At 59.5% G+C, this 24,812-nt stretch carries 21 protein-coding genes; 13 read left to right on the top strand and 8 right to left on the bottom strand.

All coding sequences use genetic code 11. The annotated features are described in order from the left end of the window. Positions 1 to 62: 62 nt before the first annotated feature. Positions 63 to 1,271 (top strand): helix-turn-helix domain-containing protein, encoded by a 1,209-nt coding sequence (locus GOX63_RS04335; RefSeq protein ID WP_170325259.1) that lies wholly within the window; start codon positions 63 to 65, stop codon positions 1,269 to 1,271. A gap of 70 nt (positions 1,272 to 1,341) precedes the next feature. Beyond that, positions 1,342 to 2,463 carry a flavodoxin-dependent (E)-4-hydroxy-3-methylbut-2-enyl-diphosphate synthase gene (gene ispG, locus GOX63_RS04330; RefSeq protein WP_170325258.1) on the top strand — a complete coding sequence of 374 codons (1,122 nt, stop codon included), beginning with the start codon at positions 1,342 to 1,344 and terminating at the stop codon, positions 2,461 to 2,463. 112 nt (positions 2,464 to 2,575) lie between these two features. On the opposite strand, the gene GOX63_RS04325 is transcribed toward ispG, so the two are convergent. The 3 genes from GOX63_RS04325 to GOX63_RS04315 form a co-directional block, all read right to left on the bottom strand. Next, positions 2,576 to 3,457: an FkbM family methyltransferase gene (locus tag GOX63_RS04325; protein ID WP_170544868.1), complete on the bottom strand. Its 882-nt coding sequence runs from the start codon at positions 3,455 to 3,457 to the stop codon at positions 2,576 to 2,578. Positions 3,458 to 3,764: 307 nt separating this feature from the next. After that, positions 3,765 to 4,523 carry a DsbA family protein gene (locus GOX63_RS04320; protein ID WP_170544866.1) on the bottom strand — a complete coding sequence of 253 codons (759 nt, stop codon included), beginning with the start codon at positions 4,521 to 4,523 and terminating at the stop codon, positions 3,765 to 3,767. Beyond that, entirely contained in the window at positions 4,520 to 5,902 is a 1,383-nt protein-coding gene (locus GOX63_RS04315) for a M48 family metalloprotease (protein ID WP_170544863.1), read from the bottom strand. The genes GOX63_RS04320 and GOX63_RS04315 overlap by 4 nt, the downstream gene beginning before the upstream one ends. On the opposite strand from GOX63_RS04315, the gene GOX63_RS04310 reads away from it, so the two are divergent. From GOX63_RS04310 to GOX63_RS04280, 7 genes are all read left to right on the top strand, one after another. Next, complete coding sequence (locus GOX63_RS04310; RefSeq protein ID WP_170544860.1) at positions 5,901 to 7,064, top strand: pyridoxal phosphate-dependent aminotransferase; 1,164 nt, start codon at positions 5,901 to 5,903, stop codon at positions 7,062 to 7,064. The two genes, GOX63_RS04315 and GOX63_RS04310, sit on opposite strands and share 2 nt — an antisense overlap. Positions 7,065 to 7,130: 66 nt before the next feature. Next, on the top strand, positions 7,131 to 8,351 hold the full coding sequence (locus GOX63_RS04305; protein WP_170325253.1) for an N-acetylmuramoyl-L-alanine amidase: 1,221 nt from the start codon (positions 7,131 to 7,133) through the stop codon (positions 8,349 to 8,351). Between the two features lie 95 nt (positions 8,352 to 8,446). Then, a complete protein-coding gene (locus tag GOX63_RS04300) occupies positions 8,447 to 10,933 on the top strand; it encodes a penicillin-binding protein 1A (protein ID WP_170325252.1) in 2,487 nt (828 codons plus the stop codon). Between the two features lie 89 nt (positions 10,934 to 11,022). Further along, positions 11,023 to 12,150, top strand: a complete 1,128-nt coding sequence (gene prfB / locus GOX63_RS04295; RefSeq protein ID WP_170325251.1) for a peptide chain release factor 2 — start codon at positions 11,023 to 11,025, stop codon at positions 12,148 to 12,150. A 24-nt stretch (positions 12,151 to 12,174) separates the two neighbouring features. Further along, the gene (locus GOX63_RS04290) at positions 12,175 to 12,849 is read left to right on the top strand and encodes a M50 family metallopeptidase (RefSeq protein ID WP_170325250.1); all 675 of its coding nucleotides are present in this window, start codon (positions 12,175 to 12,177) and stop codon (positions 12,847 to 12,849) included. Positions 12,850 to 12,954: 105 nt separating this feature from the next. Beyond that, complete coding sequence (locus GOX63_RS04285; RefSeq protein ID WP_170544857.1) at positions 12,955 to 14,349, top strand: amidase; 1,395 nt, start codon at positions 12,955 to 12,957, stop codon at positions 14,347 to 14,349. Positions 14,350 to 14,379: 30 nt separating this feature from the next. Beyond that, complete coding sequence (locus tag GOX63_RS04280; protein ID WP_170544854.1) at positions 14,380 to 15,162, top strand: DUF2189 domain-containing protein; 783 nt, start codon at positions 14,380 to 14,382, stop codon at positions 15,160 to 15,162. A gap of 1 nt (position 15,163) precedes the next feature. Here the strand turns inward: GOX63_RS04280 and GOX63_RS04275 are convergent, their stop codons facing one another. From GOX63_RS04275 to GOX63_RS04265, 3 genes are all read right to left on the bottom strand, one after another. Beyond that, positions 15,164 to 15,916 (bottom strand): helix-turn-helix domain-containing protein, encoded by a 753-nt coding sequence (locus GOX63_RS04275; RefSeq protein ID WP_254435852.1) that lies wholly within the window; start codon positions 15,914 to 15,916, stop codon positions 15,164 to 15,166. A 297-nt stretch (positions 15,917 to 16,213) separates the two neighbouring features. Continuing rightward, positions 16,214 to 16,774 (bottom strand): acetolactate synthase small subunit, encoded by a 561-nt coding sequence (gene ilvN, locus GOX63_RS04270; protein WP_170325247.1) that lies wholly within the window; start codon positions 16,772 to 16,774, stop codon positions 16,214 to 16,216. A gap of 59 nt (positions 16,775 to 16,833) precedes the next feature. Next, positions 16,834 to 18,585 carry an acetolactate synthase 3 large subunit gene (locus GOX63_RS04265; protein WP_170325246.1) on the bottom strand — a complete coding sequence of 584 codons (1,752 nt, stop codon included), beginning with the start codon at positions 18,583 to 18,585 and terminating at the stop codon, positions 16,834 to 16,836. Between the two features lie 424 nt (positions 18,586 to 19,009). Between GOX63_RS04265 and GOX63_RS04260 the strand changes: the two genes are divergently transcribed. Together GOX63_RS04260 and GOX63_RS04255 are read left to right on the top strand one after the other, a co-directional pair. After that, positions 19,010 to 19,855 carry a HalD/BesD family halogenase gene (locus GOX63_RS04260; RefSeq protein WP_170325245.1) on the top strand — a complete coding sequence of 282 codons (846 nt, stop codon included), beginning with the start codon at positions 19,010 to 19,012 and terminating at the stop codon, positions 19,853 to 19,855. Positions 19,856 to 19,900: 45 nt separating this feature from the next. Beyond that, positions 19,901 to 20,284, top strand: a complete 384-nt coding sequence (locus GOX63_RS04255; RefSeq protein WP_170325244.1) for a bleomycin resistance protein — start codon at positions 19,901 to 19,903, stop codon at positions 20,282 to 20,284. 80 nt (positions 20,285 to 20,364) lie between these two features. On the opposite strand, the gene GOX63_RS04250 is transcribed toward GOX63_RS04255, so the two are convergent. Beyond that, complete coding sequence (locus GOX63_RS04250; RefSeq protein WP_170325243.1) at positions 20,365 to 21,003, bottom strand: response regulator transcription factor; 639 nt, start codon at positions 21,001 to 21,003, stop codon at positions 20,365 to 20,367. Next, entirely contained in the window at positions 21,000 to 22,433 is a 1,434-nt protein-coding gene (locus GOX63_RS04245) for a cache domain-containing protein (protein ID WP_170325242.1), read from the bottom strand. The genes GOX63_RS04250 and GOX63_RS04245 overlap by 4 nt, the downstream gene beginning before the upstream one ends. Before the next feature lie 248 nt (positions 22,434 to 22,681). Between GOX63_RS04245 and GOX63_RS04240 the strand changes: the two genes are divergently transcribed. Continuing rightward, complete coding sequence (locus tag GOX63_RS04240) at positions 22,682 to 23,764, top strand: TRAP transporter substrate-binding protein (RefSeq protein ID WP_170325241.1); 1,083 nt, start codon at positions 22,682 to 22,684, stop codon at positions 23,762 to 23,764. A 121-nt stretch (positions 23,765 to 23,885) separates the two neighbouring features. Then, a complete protein-coding gene (locus tag GOX63_RS04235; RefSeq protein WP_170325240.1) occupies positions 23,886 to 24,812 on the top strand; it encodes a TRAP transporter small permease subunit in 927 nt (308 codons plus the stop codon).

The following is a 24,812-nucleotide window of genomic DNA, read 5'->3' as shown; positions in this document are numbered from 1 at the left end:
ATCGCTAATGGGGCGATTCGCCGTTGGCGCGAAACACGCGCAGGCAGAATGGGGCAGCAGGGATGATTGGGCGCAGATTTCAGCGCGATTCCGAAGGTGATACCGACGTCAGGCCGAAGGGCTATGACGACTATGAGGTACGGCTTGGCGACAGGATGCGCGGCGAACGCGCAACCATGGGCAAGTCACTTCTGGATGTGCAGCGGGAATTGCGGATCAAGGCCAACTACATTGCTGCCATAGAAGACGCTGATCCAGATGCGTTTGACACACCCGGCTTTATTGCCGGGTATGTGCGTTCTTATGCCCGTTATCTGGGGATGAACCCGGATGATACCTTTGCCGCGTTTTGCAAGGAAAGCGGGTTTGAGGTTGCGCATGGCATGTCGGCCGAGGCGTCGGTTGTCCGCAAACCTTCGGGCGGCGTAGCCGCGCGGGGGCCTATGGGGCGCGATCCCTTCACCTCACCCAACACTCCCTTTGTTCCGGGCAAGGAATCTCTGGTAAGTCAGATTGAGCCGCGGGCGATTGGCTCGTCTCTGGTTCTGATCGCCGTGATCTGCGGCATTGGTTATGGTGGCTGGTCGGTCTTGAACAAGATTCAGCAAGTGCAGGTCAGCCCGGTTGAGCAAGCCCCGGTGGTTCTGTCTGATCTCGATCCGCTGGATGCAGCGGGTTCCGTCCCGACCGAGGTTGCCGTCGCCGATACCCCCAGCGCCGAGGCGTTGGACCGTCTGTATCGTCCGCAAGCCCTGGATGTTCCGGTTCTTGTCGCCCGCGACGCACCGATTTCAACGCTTGATCCGCGCACAATTGGAGCCTTCCAACCGCAGGAACTGCCCAAGGTTGAAGTGGCCGAAGTTCACACCGTCGAACGCCCGGCCTTGCCGCAAGTGGTTGAAAAGATAGACACAACGCTTAAGATCGTGGCGGTCAACCCGGCTTGGATGCGCGTCACCGCCGCTGATGGCAGCGTGATTTTCGAAGGTACTCTGGGTACGGTTGAACAAGGCAATGTCTTCGAAGTGCCTCTGACCGAAGAGCCGCCGCTGTTGCGTGCGGGGGCTTCGGGGTCTGTGTTCTTCTCGATGAATGGTGAGCACTACGGACCCGCTGGCGCACCGGGAACCGTCGCCAAAGGTGTGGTCCTGTCCAAGGATGCGGTTGCCGAGACCTATGCAGTTGCCGATCTGGAAGCAGACCAGAACAGCGCGCTCAAACAGTTGGTGGCCGAACTTCAGGCGCAGGCAGACGAAACTCCTGCCGAGTGATCTAGCCATTGCGATGCCTCTTTAGGCGGACTATTTAAAGCGCAACTCAGGCTGTCTTGGACCCGTCCCCATGTCGCTCAATCACGTTCGTCCGTGGCGCAATATTTACCGCCGCAAATCCCGTCAGGTCATGGTTGGTGACGTTGCTGTCGGGGGTGATGCGCCTATTGCAGTCCAGACGATGACCAACACGCTTACAACCGACGTGGCGGCGACCGTGGCGCAGGTGCAGGCGGCCGCAGAGGCGGGCGCGGATATCGTGCGGGTCTCGGTCCCGGATGAGGCATCGTCGAAAGCGTTGAAAGAGATCGTCCGTGAAAGCCCGGTGCCGATCGTTGCCGACATCCATTTCCACTACAAACGCGGGATCGAAGCAGCCGAGGCCGGTGCCGCATGTTTGCGGATCAACCCAGGCAATATCGGTGATGAAAAGCGCGTCAAAGAAGTGATCAATGCCGCGCGCGACCATAATTGCTCGATCCGGATTGGTGTGAATGCGGGCTCTCTGGAAAAGCACCTGCTTGAGAAATATGGCGAGCCGTGCCCCGAAGCGATGGTCGAAAGCGGGCTGGAACATATCCGCATTCTGGAAGACAACGACTTTCACGACTTCAAGATCAGCGTAAAAGCCAGCGACGTGTTCCTATCGGCTGCGGCCTATCAGGGCATTGCCGAGGCGACCGACGCGCCCATCCATTTGGGCATTACCGAGGCTGGCGGGCTGGTATCCGGCACCATCAAATCGGCCATCGGTCTGGGCAACCTGCTGTGGATGGGGATCGGCGACACGATCCGCGTCAGCCTGTCCGCCGACCCGGTCGAAGAGGTCAAGGTTGGCTATGAAATCCTGAAATCCCTGGGCCTGCGCCATCGCGGCGTCAACATCATCTCGTGCCCGTCTTGCGCGCGGCAGGGGTTCGACGTGATCAAGACGGTCGAGGCACTGGAACAACGGCTGGAACACATCAAGACCCCGATGAGCCTTTCCATCATCGGCTGCGTGGTGAACGGCCCGGGTGAGGCGCTGATGACCGATGTGGGCTTTACCGGCGGTGGGGCTGGGTCTGGCATGGTCTACTTGGCGGGCAAGGCCAGTCACAAGATGTCCAACGACCAGATGATCGATCACATCGTCGAAGAGGTCGAGAAAAAGGCGGCCGAGCTGGACGCGGCTCAGGAAGCTGCCGAATAGAAAGCTGACTGCCGCAACTCAGGTTTAGACGCTGGACGGTGGAGATTTCGCAAAGGCCAACCTCGCGAAATCTCAAGGGTTTTAGCGACTGCCCAATGGGCAGGGCTGGTGTTTACTTGGCGGAAGAATGCTTGGCGTGCAGGTCAAACCAGCCGATGACAACCGCAAACAGGTTGTTCGGCGCATGCTGCGCAGCCAGGTTCAGGCCTTTCTGAACCTTCATTGCGTCCTCATAGGACAGCCATTCACCTTCAAGGTCCTCTCCGAACAGGCCGGATGCCCCGTCGGGGAACTGATGGTCAAAGACCTTGCCATGCGGCGAGTAGGGCGGAATTGTTTGATAATGCGTGTACTTCTGGTTCGAGAACTTGAACCGGTCGTATCCGTTTTCATACAGAGTCTGCAGCATGTCCGAGCTGCCATTCTCGACCGAAATATACGGTGGACGATCCGGCAAGGACATGATTTGCGCCAGAGCCACGTTGTCCAGCCCTTCGATGTCGATCTTGGCATAGCGGATTTGCTTCGAAACATCCTTGAGCAGCTTTGAGACATCAACTGCCGGTACGACGATCTTTTCGGCACCTTCTGCGCGGCTTCCGATCTCTTCGTCGACCGAACTCCACTCGGTATCAAACTTGTTCACATAGAATGTGACTTCGTCCACATCCGAGTCGGTAATCGCGAAATTCTTGATGTCGATGCCGTCGAGGCCCAACTCGTCGAACTTCTGGGACACTGCTTTACAAAGGTCGGGAATGGCCTCAACAGCAATGACCTGGAATCCCCTTTTGCGATAGTAGTACGAGTCCGTACCGTCGTTCATGCCGATATCGACGATGATGCCCTGATCCGCGGCAGGAAGCGGCGCTTCAGCGGCTGTTTCGACCCCGGTTAGGTTGCTCAGAGGCGCGTTTTTCCCACGAAGAGCACGACCGGCCTCGCGCACCTTGGCGGCTGCACGGGACAAACCTGATTTTCTGTTATTGCTCATTGGTGCCTCTGGCTTGGGATCAAATACTTTGATGCGTTCAATGCCCGAGACCAGAAAGGCGATCAACACAAAAATTGTGAACTGAAAGCTTGGCGGGATGAGGCGATAAGGAAACGCGCTGATTATTGCTGAGGGCGGTGCCTACAGTGGATGTCTGCAATTCGAACCAGGCTGGCAACGTGTTTCTAGACTTGTCGTGCAATTCACTCCGCACAACACGTTAAAGTTGGATTGGGGCTATTGTGAGCATTCTTAAGCGTTGCCGCGCTGCAGGCGGCAAAGGGGCGGCTAGGCCGCCCCGTCGCAATCAGCTCTGATCTGCGCGCACACCGTTGGCAATCTGCTGCATCTGGGCGGCAGGCAGGAAGCCCCGCAGCATTTCGGTGCCCAACACAAAGGACGGCGTGCCGGAGATTTTCATCCGTTGCGCCAAGGCACGGGTCTGCGCGATTTCCTCGGTGACCTCGTCGCTGTTCATCACTGCGATGATCGCGTCGCTGTCCAGTCCAAGGCCGTCTGAGATGCGGCGCAGGGTAACCTCGGTCGGTTCGCCGCTGAATTCCAGCAGCGCGTCATGGACCTGCTTATAGGCATCGTTACCGGCGACCTGTTTCGTGGCAACGGCAAAGCGCGACGACATGACCGAGGCTTCGCCCAGGATCGGCAGCTCTTTGATTACAAGACGAATGTTGCCGTCTGCAGCCAACAGGCTGGCCACTTCGGGTACGGCCCGGCGGCAGTAGCCGCAGCGATAGTCCATGAATTCGACCAGGGTGATGTCGCCGTCCGGATTGCCACCAACCCAGCTGTACCCGTCATTGAACAACTCATCGGCGTTGGCCTGAACCAGCTCTTTGTCTGCTGCGGCCTCGGCTGCAGCATTGCGCTGTTCCAGGATGTCGATCGCCTCAATGATCACCTCGGGGTTTTCCAGCAGGTATTCGCGCACCTGTTTGCCGAACTCGGCTTTTTCGGCCTCGCTGAGCGCGTTCAGGTCCAGCGCCTGTGCCGGGCCGGTGATCAGGGAAAGCCCCAGAAGGGCGGGTGCTGCATGTCTGAGGATCATTTCCGTTTCCTTTTTGCTTTCGTAGCGCGCTCTGATGCAATCAACACATCCTGTGCCCTTTGCCAACCCGGTGACCCTTCGGGCAATTGCCGGATTGCGCGTTTTGCGTGGATACCCGCATCGGCCATCCGGCCCTGCAAGGCATATCGTTCTGCGGTCACGGCCGAGGCCATGCCATTGTTCCCGACCTTCGCATAGGCGACCCCGAGGTCTTGCATCAGGCGGGCGTTTCGGTAATCTCTGTTTCTTGCTTTTTCAAGTACTTGCAGGGCGTCTTTCGTCTGCCCCTGCGCCAGCATGGCCCGTCCATAGCCAGCAAGGATCAAGGCATCGTTCGGGGCCATTTCAACCGCTTCGCCATAGGCCGCAACCGCCTCCTGCACCTGTCGGTTTTCCAGCAGAATCTGGCCTTTGAGTTCGTAATAGAACGGGTCATCCGGACGTAAGGCCAGCGCAGCGTCGATTGCCGCGCGCGCCTTGGCCAGATCGCGGTTTTGATGATGGGCTGCAGCCTCGCGCATCAGGCGGACATCCTCTGCGCTTTCTTCCTTGGCTCGGCGCAGGGTCCAGCTGGGCGACCGCAGGAAGGCTGACAATTTGCCTTTGACGCGTGCAAACCAGTAATCGGCGTTCGGGTTGGGCTGCGCCTTGTCCCCGAATTGATCCATGAACGCCTCGGCCGCGCGCAGGCGTTCGCGGCTGGTGGGATGAGACCGCATATAGGGGTCTTGATTGATTGTGCTCAGCAATTCCTGACCCGCGAATTTACGGTGCAGGGCCACCATGCCGCTGGGCGAGATACCGGCCCACCTGAGATAGCTGGCCGCGCTTCGATCGGCCGAGGATTCCTCGGCCCGGGTATGGCCCAGAAAGCTGCGCAATGCGGCGCTTTGAGTTCCCGCAGCAATGCCCACAGCAGCCTCACCGCCGCCAGCGGCTGCTGCGATCAGGGCAAGTGCGGTGCCCAAGCCCGCGTTTCGCTGTGCTGCGCGCAGGTTCTCTACCCTTCGGGCCAGATGACCATTGGCGATATGGGCGGCCTCGTGCGCAATGACGGCCTGCAGCATCTCGGGGCTTTCAACGGTCAGAATCAGCCCGTAATTCACGTAGATCGCGCCGTAGTCGATCACGAAGGCGTTGAACGTACTGTCGTTGACCACCAATATCCGGACCCGGTTGGTGTTCAGCCCGGCCGCGCGCAGGACGGGAAAGGCCAGTTCACGCAGCCCATGTTCGATATCGGGGTCCCGGATCAGGCTTTGCGCGGTCGTTGGCACAGCACTTGCCATCCATGTCGCTGCAACCAGCAACAGGGTCGGGATTGACGCCACCCTGGATAAGCGTTCAAAAGCCATGGCTGCAACATGGGAGATGGGCATGAGAAACTCAACCCGATCCGGGGTCGATCCCTTCATCGTGATGGACGTGATGGAGGCCGCGCGCAAGGCTGAAGAGGCCGGGCGCCACATCATCCATATGGAGGTCGGACAGCCCGGAACCGGTGCGCCCAAAGGGGCAACCGATGCGCTGGCCAGGGCGATGGAGCAAGCCCCGCTGGGCTACACGGTCGCTCTGGGATTGCCGGCGCTGCGGCAACGGATCGCACGGCTGTATGGCGAGTGGTACAATGTCGATCTAAACCCCGAACGCGTGGTGATTACGCCGGGCTCGTCTGGCGGGTTTCTGCTGACCTTTACGGCGCTTTTCGACAGCGGTGATCGTGTTGGCATCGGCGCGCCGGGCTACCCGTCGTACCGGCAGATCCTCAAGGCGCTGGGTCTGGTGCCGGTCGATCTGCCCACCGCACCGGAAAATCGTCTGCAGCCCGTGCCTGCAGATTTCGCAGGGCTGGACCTGCAGGGGCTGATGGTTGCCTCGCCCGCCAACCCCACCGGAACGATGCTGGATCACGCAGCGATGGGATCGCTGATTGAGGCCGCGCACGGGCAGGGGGCATCCTTCATCAGCGACGAGATTTACCACGGTCTGGAATACGAGGCCAAAGCCGTCACCGCGCTGGAGCTGACGGATGAGTGCTATGTGATCAACTCATTCTCCAAGTATTTCTCGATGACCGGATGGCGCGTGGGGTGGATGGTCGTGCCCGAGGATCAGGTGCGCGTGGTCGAGCGTATCGCCCAGAACATGTTTATCTGCGCGCCTCACGCCAGTCAGGTGGCCGCACTGGCGGCAATGGACTGCGAAGAGGAGTTGCAGGCCAATCTGGCCGTCTACCGCCGTAACCGTGCGCTGATGCTGGATGGGCTGCCCAAGGCCGGGTTCACCAATATCGCGCCGCCGGATGGGGCCTTTTACGTCTATGCGGACGTGTCCGACCTGACCGATGACAGCCGTGCTTTTGCGGCCGAGATTCTGGACAAGGCCGGGGTCGCTGTCACGCCAGGGCTGGATTTCGACCCGGCGCGCGGGCACCACACCCTGCGGTTCTCTTACGCTCGGTCATCGGAGGATATTGAGGAAGGCCTGTTGCGGCTGCGTCGTTTCATGGCCGAGCGCGGTGCGATCACCGAGCAGGCCTAGGGCGTTCACAAAATTGCGCTGGTCGGGTAGGCTGGCGGTCAAACGATCTCGGGAAAACTTGAGGCCATGAGCAGGATTTTCTACGCCATCGCGCTGATCTGGGCGCTGACCGGTGCTGCGCTTGCGCACGACTTCAGTGCGCTTGCACGCGTGTTGCCGGATCAAAGCCGCATTACCGATGACGGCCGCGCTGGTGTTCGCATCGACCTTGGCCTCAGTCAGGGGGTGCCGTATCGGGTCTTCACCCTTCGCGATCCCTACCGCATGGTGCTGGATTTTCAGGAGGTCGACTGGATCGGTCTGGACGCAGACACTTTCCTGCAAACCGACCGCATCAGCGATGTTCAGTTCGGGGCCTATGTTCCGGGCTGGTCGCGCATGGTGTTGGAGCTTGGCGCGCCGCTGGCTGTTGAGACCGCGGATTTACGGGTGGATCAGGTCACCGGGGCCGCGCGATTGTCGCTGCACCTGAGCGGCACCGATTTCGACAGTTTCACCGCCTCTGCCGGAGCTCCGCGCCAACCGGGTTGGGACCTGCCGGAGCCCGCGGTGACACCGGCCAAACCCGGTCGTGATGGCACGCGCCCCTTGCTGGTGATGCTGGACCCCGGTCATGGCGGGATCGATCCGGGGGCCGAGGCCGGGGGCACGGATGAGAAAACCCTGATGCTGACCTTCGCGCGCGAGTTGCGCGAAATGCTATTACGGGCAGGGGGTTATCAGGTGGTGTTGACCCGTGTGGATGATCATTTCGTCAGTCTGGAACGCCGCATCGCTCTGGCGCATCGGGCTGGGGCGGATGTGTTCATCTCGCTGCACGCGGATATCCTGTCGGAAGGCCGGGCGCATGGGGCTGCGGTGTATACGCTGTCCGACGATGCCTCGGACGTGGCCAGCCATAAACTGGCCGAGCGGCACGACCGGGGCGACCTGATCTCGGGCGTGGACCTCAGCGGCGCGGACGATCAGGTGGCGGACGTGCTGCTGGACATTGCCCGGCAGGAAACCCGGCCTCGCACCGATGCGTTGGCGCGCGCTCTGGCCGACGGAATGACCCAGCAGGGCGGGCCAATGAACAGCCGACCGATCCGCACGGCGTCGTTTTCGGTTCTCAAGGCCGCGGATATCCCCTCGGTGCTGGTCGAGCTTGGATTTCTGTCCAGTCCCAGAGATTTGAAAAACATCAAAAATCCCGAATGGCGCAAGGGCATGGCGCTTGGTATCCTAAACGGGTTGGAGCAATGGCGGCAGGACGATCTGGTCAAACGATCTCTGATTGGCCAGTGACCCTACGGCACAAACCGGCTATTATCGGCCATCGTGTTTTGACCCTGCGCCGCGTCATCCCTATATAGGCGTCAGCGCGAGTAAAAGGCAGCAACGTGATCCGTTTCATTCTTTCCGTTTTCGGGGCGATCTTCAGCCTCGTCACCTTGGGTATTTTCATGGCCGCGCTGGTGATTGGCGCGGTGTTCTGGATGTATGGGCGCGACCTGCCCAGCCATGAATCGCTGGCGCAGTACAAACCGCCAACGATCAGCCGGATTTACTCAGGCGAAGGCCAGCTGATCGACGAATTCGCGCAGGAACGCCGCCTGTTCACGCCGTCCGAGGAAATCCCCGATCTGGTGAAACAGGCGTTTATTTCCGCTGAAGACAAAAACTTTTACACCCATCAGGGCTATGACCCACGCGGTATCATCGCCGCCGGGGTCGAGGCGGTGAAATCCAAGGGTGAAAACGTCCGCGGTGCCTCGACAATCACCCAACAGGTGATGAAGAACTTCCTGCTGTCCGGTGATCGTCGCGCAGAACGCAAGATCAAAGAGATCATCCTTGCCACAAGGCTTGAGGACACGCTGGACAAGGAACAGATCCTCGAACTCTATATGAACGAGATCTTTCTGGGCCAGAACTCTTATGGTGTGACCGCCGCCGCGCAGACCTATTTCAACAAGACGTTGCAGGAACTTGAGCCCCATGAGGCCGCGACACTGGCCGCGATGCCCAAGGCGCCGTCGGACTACCACCCGGTGCGGCAAAAGGAACGCCTGCTGAACCGCCGTAACTATGTGCTGCGTGAAATGCGGCAGAACGGCTATATCGATCAGGCGACCTATGACACCGAGGTCGAGATGCCGCTGCGGTCGGTTCAGAACGGTGACTTTGAAAGCTTCCGCACCGCGCTGCCGCCGCGCGACTATTTTACTGACGAAATCCGCCGCCAGCTGAGTGAAGATTTCGGTGAGGGTGAGTTCTTTACCGGCGGCTTCACCGTCCGTGCTTCGGTCGATGAGGAAATGCAGGTCGAAGCCGCCAAGGCGCTGCGCACGGCCTTGCAGAAATACGACCGGTCACGCGGAAAATGGCGCGGCACGGGTGAAGTGATCCCCGAGGAAAAACTGGCCGACGAAGCCCAATGGCGCGATGCGCTGGCGATCATGGAAATCCCGCGCGACGTGGTGCTGCCGACGCAGTGGTATCCGGCGGTGGTTCTGAACGTAGGTGAACAGTCGCTGACCGTGGGCATTGAGAATGGACCGGCGGATGGTGTCGTTCCGCGGTCCGACATCAAATGGATGCAGGGTGATTTCGCGGCCAATTTCAAACGCGGTGACGTCATTCTGGTGATGGCCGGGGAAGAGGGCCAATGGTCCGCCCGTCAGGTGCCCGAAGTGCAGGGCGGCTTTGTCGCGATGGACGTGAACTCAGGCCGTGTTCTGGCGATGCAGGGCGGCTTCTCGTATCAGGATTCGGTGTTCAACCGCGCCACGCAGGCGCAGCGCCAGCCGGGGTCGAGCTTCAAGCCCTTCGTCTACGCTGCCGCGCTGGACAGTGGCTATAGCCCTGCCACCATCGTCGTGGACGCCCCGATCGAGGTGAACACGCCGCAGGGTCTGTGGCGGCCAAAGAACTCGTCGAACAAATTTTACGGCCCGACGCCGCTGCGTACCGGGATCGAGCAATCGCGGAACCTGATGACCATTCGTCTGGCGCAAGAGGTCACGATGCCGGTTGTGGCGGGGTATGCCGAACGTTTTGGTGTCTATGATCGGATGGGTGCGTTCCTTGCGAACTCATTGGGCTCCGAGGAAACGACGCTCTACAAGATGGTCGCCGCCTACGCGATGTTTGCCAATGGGGGTGAGCGGGTCGAGCCCACGCTGGTCGACCGTATTCAGGATCGGTTCGGCAAGACGATCTATCGCCATGATGATCGGCAGTGTCTGGACTGTAACTCGGCCTGGCTGGAGCCGGATGAATCACCGACCATCGAGACCAACCGCAGCCAGGTCATGGACGCGATCACGGCGTATCAGCTGACCTCGATGATGAAGGGTGTGGTGGACCGTGGTACTGCATCGTCCGTTGTAAACCTGCCGGTGCCGACCGCAGGCAAGACGGGCACAACCAACGAATCCAAGGACGCGTGGTTCATCGGCTTCACTTCGAACATCGTGGCGGGTTGTTATATCGGTTATGACCGTCCGCGCCCGATGGGCCGGGGCGCCTATGGCGGCACCATGTGTGGCCCGGTGTTCCAGAGCTTTATGGAAACAGCCGTTGCAAAATATGGTGGCGGACCGTTTGAAGTGCCCGAGGGTGGCCATTTCATCAAGATCGACCGCTTCAGCGGCGCGCGTCTGCCAGCGGATGCGACCGGTGACTACGTCGTGGCTGAGTACTTCCGCGATGGCGTCGACGGCTTTATCGACCGCGTCTATGACGGTGGCTTTGCGATGGGGTCAGACTTGCCGCTGTTTGAAGAGGCCAGCTCGGGCCGTCAGGTGACCACTTCGACCGGCAACACCATCACCGTTGGCCCCAATGCCAGCCAAGGTGATCTGCAGGGCGGCGGCCTTTACTGACAACTGATATGTTTCGGGGCTCCGCTGTCTTGTGGTGCCCCGAACCTCTTGCTATCACGCAAACCTGATTGAGAAAGTTGGGACAAACCATGCGCGCCGAAACCCAGAACACCGTGGCGGAAATCGAAAAGTCGCTGGAGCTGCTGGCGCAGCGTATGGACTATGAAACCGCACCGCATCGCCTTGAGGAATTCAACGCGCGGGTTGAGGACCCCAACCTATGGGACAACCCCGAAAACGCGCAGAAACTGATGCGCGAGCGTCAGATGCTGGTCGACGCGATCGAAACTTATGAATCCATCAAAACCGATCTGAACGACAATATCGAACTGATCGAACTGGGCGAGATGGAAGAGGACGAAGAGGTCGTCACCGATGCTGAAGCAGCCATCAAAAGCCTGAAAGCCAAGGCCGCCAAGAAAGAGCTTGAGGCGCTGCTGGATGGCGAGGCCGATGGCAACGACACCTTCCTTGAAATCAACTCGGGCGCGGGTGGTACCGAAAGCTGCGACTGGGCCTCGATGCTGGCGCGGATGTATGTCCGTTGGGCCGAGAAGAAAGGTTATACGGTCGAGCTGCAGTCCGAGACTGCGGGCGAAGAGGCAGGGATCAAATCCGCCGCTTACAAGATTTCCGGTCACAATGCCTATGGCTGGCTGAAATCCGAAAGCGGAGTGCACCGTCTGGTACGGATTTCGCCCTATGACTCGGCGGCCAAGCGGCACACCTCGTTCAGCTCGGTCTGGGTCTATCCGGTGGTTGACGACAATATCGAGATTGAGGTGAACCCGGCCGATATCCGTATCGATACCTACCGGTCTTCGGGCGCGGGTGGTCAGCACGTGAACACTACGGACTCGGCGGTGCGGATCACGCACATTCCGACTGGTATCGTTGTCACCTCGTCCGAGAAATCGCAGCACCAGAACCGCGATATCGCGATGAAAGCCCTGAAGTCCCGCCTTTACCAGCAAGAGCTGGACCGCCGGAACGCCGACATCAACGCGGCTCATGAGGCCAAGGGCGATGCGGGCTGGGGCAACCAGATCCGGTCTTACGTGTTGCAGCCCTATCAGATGGTCAAGGATTTGCGCACCAACCACGAGACCTCGGACACCAAAGGGGTGCTGGATGGTGATCTGGATGGCTTCATGGCAGCGACGCTGGCGTTGAACGTGGCGGGCAAAAGCCGGTCCGAGGCGCAGGGCGACAGCTAACTGCAGACCTGCGGGATACACGTGATGAGCATGATCAAAGGCCACTGGCAACTGATCGTGATTGTCACGCTGGTCTTTGCGCTCTGGCATACTCCGGTCGTGCTTCCGCTGAAGATCCTTGTCGTTTTCCTGCACGAGCTTTCGCACGCGATCGTGGTTGTCGTAACCGGCGGATCGGTGGAAAGCTTCTCTATCTCTCCGCGTCAGGGTGGGCTTGTAGCTGCCCGAGGGGGCAATCGCTTTCTGATCCTGTCCGCGGGCTACCTCGGATCATTGGCACTTGGCATGGGGCTCTTGTTTATTGCCCTGCGCACGCATTGGGATCGGGCATTGCTGGGTGGCTTCGGCGGGGTCATGCTGTTGGTGACCCTACTTTACGTCCGCGAGCCATTTGCGATGCTATTCTGCGGTGTAGTCGGTGCCGGGATGCTCGCCATGGCGTGGTATCTGAGTCGACCGCTATGCGATCTGTTTTTGCGGATCATAGGGCTGACCAGCATGATCTATGTTCCCTATGACATTTTTGACGATACGATCCGCCGCGCGGGCATACGTTCGGATGCGTATATGTTGGCTGAGGAATTTGGCGGTACCACCATGCTGTGGGGCGGTGCGTGGCTTGTCATCAGCGTCTTGTCGATCCTTCTGTGCCTGAAATACTTCCTTGGGCGCGACAGCAACTTAAGTTTGGGCCAATAGACGTGTTGATCGCCAGCGGCCTTTTCCAAAAGATGTATTCAAACAGTGGGTTTAAATAGAGAAGTGCCCCGGCTAGGCTGACCCCCGAGGAAGGGCGTGCCAGGGATGGATTTGAGCCAGACGACTGCTATCGACTTGTTGAACGCGATCGCCGCAGGGCGGTTGTCAGCCGAAGAGTTGATGCAGACGACCTTGGACCGGATTGCCTCGGTCAATGGGTCAGCGAATGCCATCGTTGCCCTGCGTGATCCGGATGAATTACTGGCCGAGGCACGGGCGATGGATGCCGGGCCGAACCGCGGGCCGCTGCATGGGTTGCCGATTGCGGTCAAGGATCTGGTCAACGTTGCCGGGATCGTGACCTCTCAGGGCTCGCCGATTTTCAAGGATCATGTGCCGCAGAAGGATGACCTGATTGCCGCGCGGATGCGGGCGGCGGGGGCGATCCTGATCGGCAAGACCAACGTGCCGGAATTTGGGTTGGGGTCTCATACCTTCAATCCGGTCTATGGGGCGACGCGCAATCCTTATGACCCGACGCGGACCAGCGGCGGGTCATCTGGGGGCGCGGCTGTGGCGCTGGCAGCCGGGATGGTTGCCTTGGCGGACGGGTCCGACATGATGGGCAGTCTGCGCAACCCTGCCGCCTGGAACAATGTCTACGGGTTTCGGCCCAGCTGGGGACGGGTGCCGTCCGAGCCTGCGGGAGACGGGTACCTGCATCAGCTCTCGACACTTGGCCCCATGGCACGCAGCCCCGAGGATCTGGGCCCGTTGCTGGATGTGATCTCGGGACCGGATCCGCGGCAGCCTTATGGGGATGCCAGCTCGGCGGTATCGCCGGTTCAAGCCGCCGATATGCGCGGCCTGCGGATCGGCTGGCTGGATGATTGGGGCGGCGCCTATCCGTTTCAGGACGGCATTCGCGAATTGTGCCGGGACGCGTTGGATGTGTTTACGCAACTTGGGGCCGAGGTCGCCCCGGTTGCCGCTCCTTTTCCGGCTGACCGGATTTGGGACAGTTGGGTCACGTTGCGCGCGTGGAGCGTGGCCGCTGGCCTTGCTGAGCTGTCGGAAAATCGGGCGGCGTTGAAGGACACCGCGCAGTGGGAATTGGACCGGGGGCTGGCTCTGACGGCAATGCAGGTCCATGAGGCCAGCGTCGCCCGGTCAGAATGGTTCCGCTGCGCGGCCGCGCTGTGTCAGGAGTATGACGCACTGATCCTGCCGTCGGCACAGGTTTGGCCGTTTGCGATTGAGACACCGTACCCAACAGCGATCGCCGGAACAGCGATGGATACCTACCATCGCTGGATGGAGGTCATGGTGCCGGTCAGCCTGATCGGTCTGCCATGCCTGTCCGTGCCTGTCGGTTTTGGGGTCGAGGGGTTGCCGATGGGGATGCAGGTCTTCGGCCCGAGGGGATCGGACGCGCGTATTCTGTCCATCGGTGCGGCCTATCACGCCGCCACCCGGTGGCCACAAAAACGACCGGCCTGATGGAGGGGCCGGCAAGGGAGGAGAGACATAATGGAGAAACCTTTCGGTGTTCCGGACTTGGGGCCTGTGGACATGGGGATGCTGCGCGAAGCATTGCGCAGGGCCTGGGGCGATTTCCGGCGCGCGCCGGTCTTCGGCTTGCTGTTCGCTGCGTTCTATGTGCTGGCCGGATGGGCGATCGCCTGGGTTACGGTGCAAACCGGAACCTCGTACTGGCTGGTGCTGGCAGCGATCGGATTTCCCCTGCTGGGCCCGTTCGCGGCGGTCGGACTGTACGAGGTATCGCATCGGCTGGAGCAGGGAGAGCCGTTAGATTTCAATGCAATTTTCGGCGTTGTGATACAGCAGGGGCGGCGTCAGTTGCCCTCGATCTGCGCGATCATTGTGGTGATGTTTCTGTTCTGGTTCTTTCTGGGCCACATGATCTTTGCGCTGTTCATGGGGCTGTCGACGATGACCAATGTCTCGACGTCGTTGGAAGTGTATTTCACCGCCAATGGGTTGACGATGCTGGCTGTGGGAACCGCCGTAGGGGCGGTTTTCGCGACGATCCTGTATATGATCACCGTGCTATCCATTCCTATGTTGCTGGATCGTGAGCTGGATTTCGTGACCGCCATGATAGCCAGCTTTAGCTATGTGCGAGACCATATGGGCATAATGCTGGTCTGGGGCGGATTCATCGCGGCCCTGACCTTTGTCGCAATGATCCCGTGGTTTCTGGGCTTGCTGATTGTGCTGCCGTTGTTGGGTCACGCAAGCTGGCATCTGTATCGGCTAATCACACAGTCGCCTGATCAGGGCACGGAATAACTCAGCCCGCAGCTTTCTGAACAGGGCTTTCCGAGCGGCGTGCGGTGCGCGCCGCCGCCAGTACTGCCGAGGAATTTTCGCCGAGATGGCGCAGCAAAATCCGCCGCGTAGTTGTGGCGCTGGCCGTGGTTTTCGACAGGCAAATCGCAACACCGCGCCATCTGTCCGCGTTTTCGTCCGATCCGCGCGTCACAAGGTAAATCCGGCTGTTTTGTGATGCCCGGCTGGACATCAGGATATAAATTTGCCGTCCCGCGCAGGCGGCGATCCCCTGAACCTCGCGGTCGTTCGGGGCGGCTCCGGGCATTCCGGGACGTGGCTCGTATCCGCGCACCAGCGTACATTGAGGCAGCCGTCGCGCGTGAAACAGCCTGTGCCGCGAGGGCTGCGTTTCATCCAGTTCGGTCTCGGTGGCATAGTAAAACCCGGCCGGGAAAAGGTTCTCGGTCAGCGTTGACGGGCCAGAGCCCAGAAAATCGGTCAGGGCCGAGGCCGCAGGGTGCGTCGGCGCGTGGTCGATCTCATCCAGGGGGCGCAGCAGAATGCGGGCGTCGACCTCGAAGAACCGGCAGATGCGGTCCAGAACATCGGGGCGTGGAAAGCTCTCGCCAGCCAGATATCTGTTGAACTGCGTGCGGTTGATGCCCAGTTGACGGCAAAGCTCGGACACCGAGCTGAATTGCCTCGCAAGTCGCCTGAGATTGGCGCCGAACATCTGGCGCAGTTCGTCCGGATTACGGATGGAGTTGGTCATAGGCGTCCCAGGTTCTCGCGACTTGTTTCGATATACACAACATGATCGACCGACAGGCCGACATTACGTGGAAATCGTACAGATGACACGAACGGGCGCATCCCAACGCCGCGTCTCTTCCGAGGCTAGCGTTGATTGCCATAAACGCAATAGGCTTTATTTTATTTTGCGTGATCTTTTTCGGCAATATTGCGTCAGACGCGGCCAGGGGTGGCACAAATTCTGCCCAAGAACCGGGCTTGCCAAACCGGAAATCCCCCACCCTCATCGGACCTTCCGACAGGGTGGGGGCAGAACTTACTCGCCGCGCAGCAGGGCCGCGACGCCGGTGCGGGCCACTTCGACCAGACCCAGCGGGCGCATCAGGTCGGCAAAAGCATCAATCTTGTCTGGTGCGCCGGTGATTTCAAAAATGAAGGAGTTCAGCGTGCTGTCGACCACGTTGGCGCGGAAAATATCGGCCAGCCGCAACGCTTCGACCCGCTTGTCGCCAGCGCCGACAACCTTGATGATGGCCAGCTCGCGTTCCACCGAGTCACCTTCAACTGTCAGGTCATGCACGTCATGCACCGGAACGATCCGCCCCAGCTGTGCCTTGATCTGCTCGATCACCTGCGGGGTGCCGGTGGTGACGATGGTGATGCGGCTGAGGTGACCGGTATGGTCGACCTCGGCCACGGTCAGGCTTTCGATGTTGTAGCCACGGCCCGAGAACAGGCCAATTACGCGGGCCAGAACGCCGGGTTCGTTCTCGACCAGAACCGCGATCGTGTGACGTTCCTGAACGTCCGAGAAGGTGGGCCGTAGGTTATAGGCCGAATGGCGGGTGGAGCCTTTTTTGATATGTAGGGCAGACATTTACGTCCCTTTCATCATCCATGTGGTGTCGGGCGCGCGGGGCGCCCAACGGTCATTCCTCAAACCAGAACCGAACCTTTGGAGTCGATCACGCCCTGCGTTTCGGCCTCGCCCAGCAGCATCTCGTTATGCGCCTTGCCCGACGGGATCATGGGGAAGCAATTCTCGTGCTTTTCAACCAGACAGTCAAAAATCACCGGACCGTCATAGTTGATCATTTCCATGATCGCGTCATCCAGATCGGCGGGGTCGGAACACAGGATGCCCTTGGCGCCGAACGCCTCGGCGAGCTTGACGAAATCGGGCAGGGCTTCGGACCAAGAATGCGAGTACCGCTCGCCATGCAGCAGCTCTTGCCACTGGCGGACCATGCCCAGACGTTCGTTGTTCAGGATGAACTGTTTCACCGGCAGGCGGTACTGAACCGCGGTGCCCATTTCCTGCATGTTCATCAGCCACGAGGCCTCACCAGCCACGTTGATCACCAGAGCGTCGGGATGCGCCATCTGCACGCCGATCGAGGCCGGGGTGCCATAGCCCATCGTGCCCAAACCACCCGAGGTCATCCAGCGGTTGGGGTCTTCGAACCCAAGATACTGAGCGGCCCACATCTGATGCTGACCAACTTCAGTGGTGATATAGCGGTCGTGATTTTTGGTCAGCTCTTCAAGACGTTGCAGCGCGTACTGCGGCTTGATGGTCTTTTCGCTGTTGGTGTAGGCCAGACAGTTGACCTTGCGCCAGTCGCTGATCTGCGCCTGCCACAGTTTGACAGCTGCCGCATCGGTCTTGCGACCGCGCGCTTTCCAGACCTTTAGGACATCCTCAAGCACATGACCCACGTCGCCGACAATCGGGATGTCAACGCGGATGACCTTGTTGATCGAAGAAGGATCAATGTCGATATGCGCCTTTTTCGAGTTCGGCGAGAACGCATCGATCCGCCCGGTGATCCGGTCGTCGAACCGCGCGCCGATATTGATCATCAGGTCGCAGTCGTGCATCGCGAGGTTGGCCTCGTAAAGGCCATGCATCCCCAGCATACCCAGCCAGTTTTCACCCGATGCAGGGTAGGCGCCCAGACCCATCAGGGTCGAGGTGATCGGGAAGCCGGTCGCGTCGACCAGTTCGCGCAGCAATTGGCTGGCTGCCGGACCCGAGTTGATGACGCCGCCGCCGGTGTAGAACACGGGCTTTTTCGCCGTCTCAATGGCGGCGACCAGTTCGGTGATCTCTTCCAGATCGCCTTTCAGAACCGGCTGATAATGCGAGGTCGACGGTTTGGGCGGCGAGTATTCGCCCGAGGCAAACTGAACGTCCTTCGGGACGTCGATCAGCACCGGACCGGGACGACCCGAGGTGGCAACGTGGAATGCTTCGTGCAGCGTTTCGGCGAGCGAGTCCGTGTCTTTCACCAGCCAGTTGTGCTTGGTGCAGGGGCGGGTGATGCCAACGGTGTCGGCCTCTTGGAACGCGTCTGAGCCGATCATGAAGGTCGGAACCTGACCGGTCAGAACCACAATCGGGATCGAATCCAGCAACGCATCCGTCAGGCCGGTCACCGCATTGGTGGCACCAGGGCCAGACGTCACCAGTGCAACGCCGGGCTTGCCGGTCGAGCGGGCATAGCCTTCGGCGGCGTGGATCGCGCCCTGTTCATGCCGCACCAGAATGTGACGGATGTCATTTTGCAGAAAGATCTCATCATAGATCGGTAGCACGGCGCCACCGGGGTATCCGAATACCGTGTCCACGCCCTGATCCTTGAGGGCCTGAACCACCATCTTTGCGCCGGTCATCTCACGTGTCATCTGCTTTGCTCCGTTCGCGACATGTGTCTTGCGTATTGCCAAAAAAAAGCCCCCGAGATTTTCGGAGGCGCATGGGTTCGATTATGGTTTACCGTTACCGGCCCATGCGCGTGTTTCCTACGATTACGACTAGCGTTTTCATCGCCAGAGGCTCCTCTTTTTGCGTGGAGGGACATTATGAGCGGTGCGACGGGGCGTCAACAGGCAATCGTACCAATTTTGTAACCCGAGGAGCGGATTTTGCGACATTTTATTGCGCAGATTGCCGCAGGTGAGGAATTTCCGCCAATTGCCTCCCGCTGAAGGGGGGAGAATCTGAATTTGAACTGGTCAGTTTGCGTCAAGGCAATGTCTTAAACTGACATGAGGGCCTCTGGCCGCTGCGGCACGCTGATCCTAACGATTGTGTTTAGGGAGGCGGTTCATGTTGACGGATTTGGTTGATCTTGGTCGGTACCCAATCGATTGTCCGGACTCGCGCGCATACGACCAAATGATTTCGGATCTACGACGGGAACTGGATGAAGACGGATGCGCGGTTTTACCGGGATTTGTCCATGAGGCGGGACTCGAGGTGCTGGTCAAGGAGGCTGACGCGGTCGCGCCTCAAGCGCATAGGTCTTTCAACAGGACAAACGCCTATTTCACCAAGGATGATCCGAGCTTTGGGATCGGCCACCCGATACGCCGGTTTTACGACCGCTCGAACGCCTTTGTTCCGGCGGATAACTTTACGCGAACCGGCCCGCTGCGTCGTATCTATGAATTCGAGGGCTTCATGCCGTTCATCCGCGACGCTCTGAACGAAAGTGAAGACCGGTTCTTTCGTTATGACGACCCGCTGGCAGATGTGATCATCAACGTGGTGGAAGAGGGGCAGGGGTTCCCCTGGCATTTCGACACCAACAACTACACCGTCACTCTGGCTATCCAGAACGGTGAGACCGGGGGCACGTTTGAATATGTCCCGAACCTGCGAACCACCGAGGACGAAAACTTCAGGGAAGTGGCATCCATTCTGGACGGGGACATGTCGCGGGTGCGTGAGCTGGAGTTGCAACCGGGCGACCTGCAGATTTTCAAGGGGCGCTATGCGCTGCACAGGGTGGCCCCGGTAGAGGGTGCGCGCAGTCGCTATGTCGGGATTTTTTCGTTTGTCGAGGCTGAAGGGATGTGCGGCAGTGTTGAACGCACGCAGCAACTTTATGGGCGGGTGTTGCCGCGGCATCACGAAAGGGAAGGGCTGAGAAAGGATCAGTTGCTGGACTGAGATGTGCTAGGCTGTGACCATGTTTTTCAGCGGCCGGAGGGACTGGTGCCTCAGATTTTGCAGCTTACGCCTTTTGTTTTGTGCTCTTCCTTGCAGAAGCAGATTGATTTTTATTGCAACCGGTTGGGGTTTTCCTGCGGTTTCCGGCAGGACAACTATGCGTTCCTGTCGTTGGGTTCCGTTGCCATCCGGTTATTGGAATGCCCGCCCCGCGATGATGGTCTGCCGCTGGGAGATGATCAGTCGTTTTACATCGATGTGGATGGGATCGACGACCTGTATGAGAGCCTGCGACCAGGCTTGGCTGACTTGCCCGCGGGACGTGTGCGCCCGCCGTTCGACCAGCCCTACCTGCAACGCGAGTTTCACGTCATCGACGAGGATGGCACGCTAGTGTTTTTTGGTCAGGACATTCGTCCGAGGGGGTAGGCCCTCCCGCCCGTTGTCGATGCGCCTGCGGCGCATCTCCGCCGGTTGGGCCGGGCAGCCGTTCCGCGCTGCGGGTGCGCTTAGAAGCCAGGGCTGGTGCCTTGCAAGACACCGTGTTCCAATGCGTAGCGGGTCAGGCCCGCGGTGGAAGAAATCCCCAGCTTGCGTTTGATGTTTTTGCGATGGGTTTCCACGGTGCGCACTGATATTTCCAGTGCGATGGCGACCTCTTTGTTCGACTTGCCCTGTGCCAGTTCCAGCAGGATCGTCTGTTCGCGCCCCGTCAGGGCTTCGCGTGCGCTGTCACCCTTGGGTTCCAGCGATCCGCTTGCACCAGTGCACAGGTATTGCTCGCCGCGCATCACCGCGTCGATGGCCTGCTTGATCTCATCAGTTGGGACGTCTTTCAGCACATAGCCCTTGGCGCCGTGGCTGAGCGCGGTCGAGATATATTCCGGGCTGTCATGCATCGACAGGATCAGGACACGGGTGTCGGGCAGGCGTTCGAGGATCATCTCGGTTGCGCTGAGCCCACCCAGTCCGGGCATGTTCAGGTCCATCAGGATGACATCGGGGGACAGTTCGGTCGCCTGATCGACCGCCTCCTGACCGGTGCCGAGCGTACCGACCACCGTGATTTCTGGATAGCTTTCCAGGATCGACTGAATCCCTTCGGCCACCATCGGGTGATCGTCTACGATGAGAACTCGGACTGTCATGTGCCGGCCTTTCGGTTCGGAGAGGACTCTTCCCGCGGCGGGAGCAGGTGGCTGAGCGGCAGGCTGACCTCGATCACGGTACCACCACGCGGTCCGCGTGATGACAGAATGCGCAGGGTTCCGTCAAGCTGTGCGATCCGTTCTTCCATATTGCGCAACCCGATCCCGGTGCTGGCCTGATCCTGCCCGCTGGGCAAACCCCGACCGTTGTCGGTGATGCGCATTGTCGCACCTTTCTTGTGGCCGCGCAGGTCAATTGTAACACGCGTGGCGCCAGAGTGGCGTTCGATATTTGTCAGAGCCTCTTGCGCGATCCGATAGAGGGCGATCTTGCTGTCCTGATCCAGCCGGTTTCGGAACACCACCGTTGTGAACTCGGTCTCGATGCCAGTGCGTTCGCGGAAATCGTCGGTCAGCGTTTTCAGCGCAGGGCCGAGACCCAGATCATCCAATACACCGGGGCGCAGGTCGCGGCTGATGCGGCGGACCTCGGTGATGGCGCTGCCCAGGTGGTCAATCCCCTTGTCTAGCGGGTTGCGGGCGCCTTCGTCGTCCCCACGTTCAAGCCGTCGCCGCGCATTGTCCAATGCGTATCGTACGCCCACAAGAATCTGACTGATCCCGTCATGCAATTCGCGCGCCACGCGGCCGCGCTCTTCCTCTTGCGCGTCGAACACGCGCTGGGTCAGTTCCTTGAGTTTGGCATCCGCCAACCGTCGTTCGCGGACGTTCAGCAACATGCCCGAGGCAAAGACAATCAGTACGGCGGCCAGAGCGATCCCTCCGATATACATGAAGGTGCGCTGCACGCGGGCCTCCACCTCGGCGCGGGCGTTGGCGACGGTTGCCACAATGTCGTCAATGAAAACGCCGGTGCCGACGGCCCATTGCCAATCCTGCAGACCGACGACGTAGGCGATCATCTGCGCCTCTTCCCCGTTCGAGGGTTTTTGCCACATGAAGCTGTGCCACCCGGCACCTTGCCGGGCGAGGCTGATGAATTCGTCCACAACTGGTGTGCCGTCGCTGTCCGTCAGACCTTCCCAGTTGCGGTTGATGAACTGGGTTTGGCGCGGACTGACCAGATTTGTGCCGTCATAGTCATAGACAAAAAAGAACCCGTCTTTTCCGTAGATCATGGCCGCAAGGATTTGTGTCACGAGGTTCTTTGCGACGGCGTCATCCGGAGACGCACGGCCATAGATATAGGCAAACCCGTTCCGGGCCTGCGTGACATAGTTTTTCAGCTCTTCTTTCTTGGCCTCGATCAGGCGGCGTTCCAGCGCCTGTATCTCGCTTTCGGCCGTGGCGCGGGATTCATGAGCAACCAGCACCGCAATCGCCGCCACCGCAACGACCAGCGGAATTGCGGCGACCAGCGACAGTTTCTGGCCGTAGGTCAGCGAAATCAGGTTGCGAAATCCCCTCATGGTCGAATCGATACGCAAGAGTGCGGGAAAATGCAAAATTTTTGGACATTGGGGTGCAAGGGCTGCCTTAGATGCGAAGGTGAGGCTGGGATTTTCCACGGAAATGACCGGTCGCGCTTTTAAAAACCCAACCCTCTACGTAGTTGTTGGTATTCACATTCAAAATCCGCGGTTTAAGCTGTCGCGCATTGACAACGACCGCGCCCGGATTTTTCCGGGTTTTGAATATGTAGGGGAGGAACACTCATATGGATCGTCGTTCATTTCTGAAAACATCTGCTCTGGGCGGCTCGGCAGCCGCTGCCACCACGCTGGCGGCTCCGGCTTATGCGCAGGGCAAGCGCACGCTGACCATGGTGACCTCGTGGGGTCGTGGTCTGGCCGGTGTTTTCGACAGCGCGCAGCGTTGCGCTGACAGCATCACCGCAATGTCGGACGGCAACCTGACCGTTGAGATCAAGGCCGCCGGCGAACTGGTTGGCGCGTTTGAGGTTTTTGACGCCGTCTCGTCGGGTCAGGCTGACATGTATCACGCGGCTGACTACTACTTTGTCGGTCAGCACCCGGGCTATGCCTTCTTCACCGCCGTTCCCTTCGGCATGACCGCGCAGGAAATGGTGAACTGGTACTACCAAGATGGCGGCATGGAGCTGCATGACGAGCTGGGCCAGATCTTCGGCCTCAAGTCGTTCCTGGCCGGTAACACCGGTGCGCAGGCGGGCGGCTGGTACTCGAAAGAGATCAATAGCCCCGATGACTTCAACGGCCTGAAATTCCGTATGCCGGGTCTGGGCGGTAAAGCTCTGGGTAAACTGGGTGCATCGGTTCAGAACATTCCGGGTTCGGAAGTGTATCAGGCGCTGTCCTCGGGCGCGATCGACGGCACCGAGTGGATCGGTCCGTGGGCCGACGAAAAGGCCGGTTTCCAGGAAATCACCAAGGTCTACTACACCGCTGGCTTCCACGAGCCGAATGCGGGTCTGTCGCTGGCAACCAACCGCGACGTGTTCGACAGCTTGACGCCCGCTCAGCAGAAGATCATCGAGATCGCTGCAGGCGAGGCGCACCAGTGGAACCTGGCGCAATTCCTGGCCAACAACGGTGCAGCCCTGCAGCGTCTGCAGTCGGGTGGCGTCAAGGTCATGGAATTCCCGGACAGCGTCTGGGACGCATTCGGTGCGGCCAGCCAGGAAGTGCTGGACGAGAACATGGGCGACGAGCTGTTCAAGAAAATCCACGACAGCGCAGTGGCGTCCTCGAACTCGTCGGCCGGCTGGCTGGACCTGTCGTCGGGTGTCTACACCACGCAGCGTAACCGCGTACGCGGCTAATCGTAGAAACTATGCTAGACTGGTTTCCCCGCAATAGCGGGGAAACCTTTCCCGTTGCACATGCGCGGTTCGGACAAAGCCGCACATAACAGCAGTGCAACCGATACGACCTGGGGACAACATGCAGGACGAAAACGGTATCTCGTTCTTCGGCGCCCTGTGGAACGGACTGGTGTGGTTCGTTCAGAACATTGCCGAAGCCTTCTATAATTTCGGATACGCCATCACGCATCCGCAACTCTGGCTGAACTGGTCGGACAAAGAAGCGATCATGCGCTTTGTCTATTATGGCGGATCGGTCGAGTTCTTCTTTGTGGTATTCACCCTGTTTTTGGTGCTGACAGCCATCGGGCTGTATTACCGGAACTTCATGTGGGGGATGGTGCGTGTCCTTGAAGGGTTCGCCAACACGACCGGGCGCTTCTTTGCCTGGGCGGGCCTGCTGATGGTGATCCAGCAAATCGTCATTGTCTTCATGCAACGGGTGTTTGCGCGGCCTGACATGTCCTTTGGTCTGGGCATCCCGTTCAGCCAGGACATCAGCTGGTACGCGGAAGAGCTGAAGCTCTATAACGCGATGGTCGTATGCCTGTGCTGCACCTACACCTTTGTGCAGGGCGGTCATGTGCGGGTCGATCTGATCTATGCCGGGATCAGCCACCGGGCCAAACGCGTGGTCGACATGCTAGGATCATTGCTGTTTATGATGCCCATCGCCGTGCTGACATGGATGTATGGCTGGTACTTCATGTGGCGGCATCTGATCGTGCCGAAACCCTCGGCCAGTGACGCTCTGGACCGATTGGTCATGAAGGCCCGCGCGCTGCGCTGGAACGTGGAAACCATCGGGTTCAGCCCGAACGGGTTCAACGCCTACTTCCTGTTCAAAATCCTGCTGGTCTGCTTTGCGGCCATGGTGTTCCTGCACGCGATCGCCTTCCTGTACCGGTCGTATCTGGAATACGTGGAAGGACCGGATAGCGTTGGAAAACACCTCGACAAGGACAGCCTTGGCGAGGGCGAAGAAGCCTACGAAGGCGCACATTAA

The organism is Ruegeria arenilitoris (assembly GCF_013031355.1).
In the GTDB taxonomy this organism is placed as follows: Bacteria; Pseudomonadota; Alphaproteobacteria; order Rhodobacterales; family Rhodobacteraceae; genus Ruegeria; species Ruegeria arenilitoris_C.
Note: the sequence above shows the minus strand (reverse complement) of the source record. Positions and strands in the feature narration are given on the sequence as shown.

Bases quoted from the DNA above. Each gene is read 5' to 3' on its own strand.
- GOX63_RS04290 (WP_170325250.1), top strand. From the start codon at position 12,175: ATGAGCATGATCAAAGGCCACTGGCAACTGATCGTGATTGTCACGCTG.
- GOX63_RS04245 (WP_170325242.1), bottom strand. From the start codon at position 22,433: ATGAGGGGATTTCGCAACCTGATTTCGCTGACCTACGGCCAGAAACTG.
- GOX63_RS04250 (WP_170325243.1), bottom strand. From the start codon at position 21,003: ATGACAGTCCGAGTTCTCATCGTAGACGATCACCCGATGGTGGCCGAA.
- GOX63_RS04275 (WP_254435852.1), bottom strand. From the start codon at position 15,916: ATGACCAACTCCATCCGTAATCCGGACGAACTGCGCCAGATGTTCGGC.
- GOX63_RS04285 (WP_170544857.1), top strand. From the start codon at position 12,955: ATGGATTTGAGCCAGACGACTGCTATCGACTTGTTGAACGCGATCGCC.
- GOX63_RS04305 (WP_170325253.1), top strand. From the start codon at position 7,131: ATGAGCAGGATTTTCTACGCCATCGCGCTGATCTGGGCGCTGACCGGT.
- GOX63_RS04265 (WP_170325246.1), bottom strand. From the start codon at position 18,585: ATGACACGTGAGATGACCGGCGCAAAGATGGTGGTTCAGGCCCTCAAG.
- ilvN (WP_170325247.1), bottom strand. From the start codon at position 16,774: ATGTCTGCCCTACATATCAAAAAAGGCTCCACCCGCCATTCGGCCTAT.
- GOX63_RS04240 (WP_170325241.1), top strand. From the start codon at position 22,682: ATGGATCGTCGTTCATTTCTGAAAACATCTGCTCTGGGCGGCTCGGCA.
- GOX63_RS04280 (WP_170544854.1), top strand. From the start codon at position 14,380: ATGGAGAAACCTTTCGGTGTTCCGGACTTGGGGCCTGTGGACATGGGG.
- ispG (WP_170325258.1), top strand. From the start codon at position 1,342: ATGTCGCTCAATCACGTTCGTCCGTGGCGCAATATTTACCGCCGCAAA.
- GOX63_RS04235 (WP_170325240.1), top strand. From the start codon at position 23,886: ATGCAGGACGAAAACGGTATCTCGTTCTTCGGCGCCCTGTGGAACGGA.
- GOX63_RS04320 (WP_170544866.1), bottom strand. From the start codon at position 4,523: ATGATCCTCAGACATGCAGCACCCGCCCTTCTGGGGCTTTCCCTGATC.
- GOX63_RS04325 (WP_170544868.1), bottom strand. From the start codon at position 3,457: ATGAGCAATAACAGAAAATCAGGTTTGTCCCGTGCAGCCGCCAAGGTG.
- GOX63_RS04335 (WP_170325259.1), top strand. From the start codon at position 63: ATGATTGGGCGCAGATTTCAGCGCGATTCCGAAGGTGATACCGACGTC.
- prfB (WP_170325251.1), top strand. From the start codon at position 11,023: ATGCGCGCCGAAACCCAGAACACCGTGGCGGAAATCGAAAAGTCGCTG.
- GOX63_RS04260 (WP_170325245.1), top strand. From the start codon at position 19,010: ATGTTGACGGATTTGGTTGATCTTGGTCGGTACCCAATCGATTGTCCG.
- GOX63_RS04315 (WP_170544863.1), bottom strand. From the start codon at position 5,902: ATGCCCATCTCCCATGTTGCAGCCATGGCTTTTGAACGCTTATCCAGG.
- GOX63_RS04310 (WP_170544860.1), top strand. From the start codon at position 5,901: ATGAGAAACTCAACCCGATCCGGGGTCGATCCCTTCATCGTGATGGAC.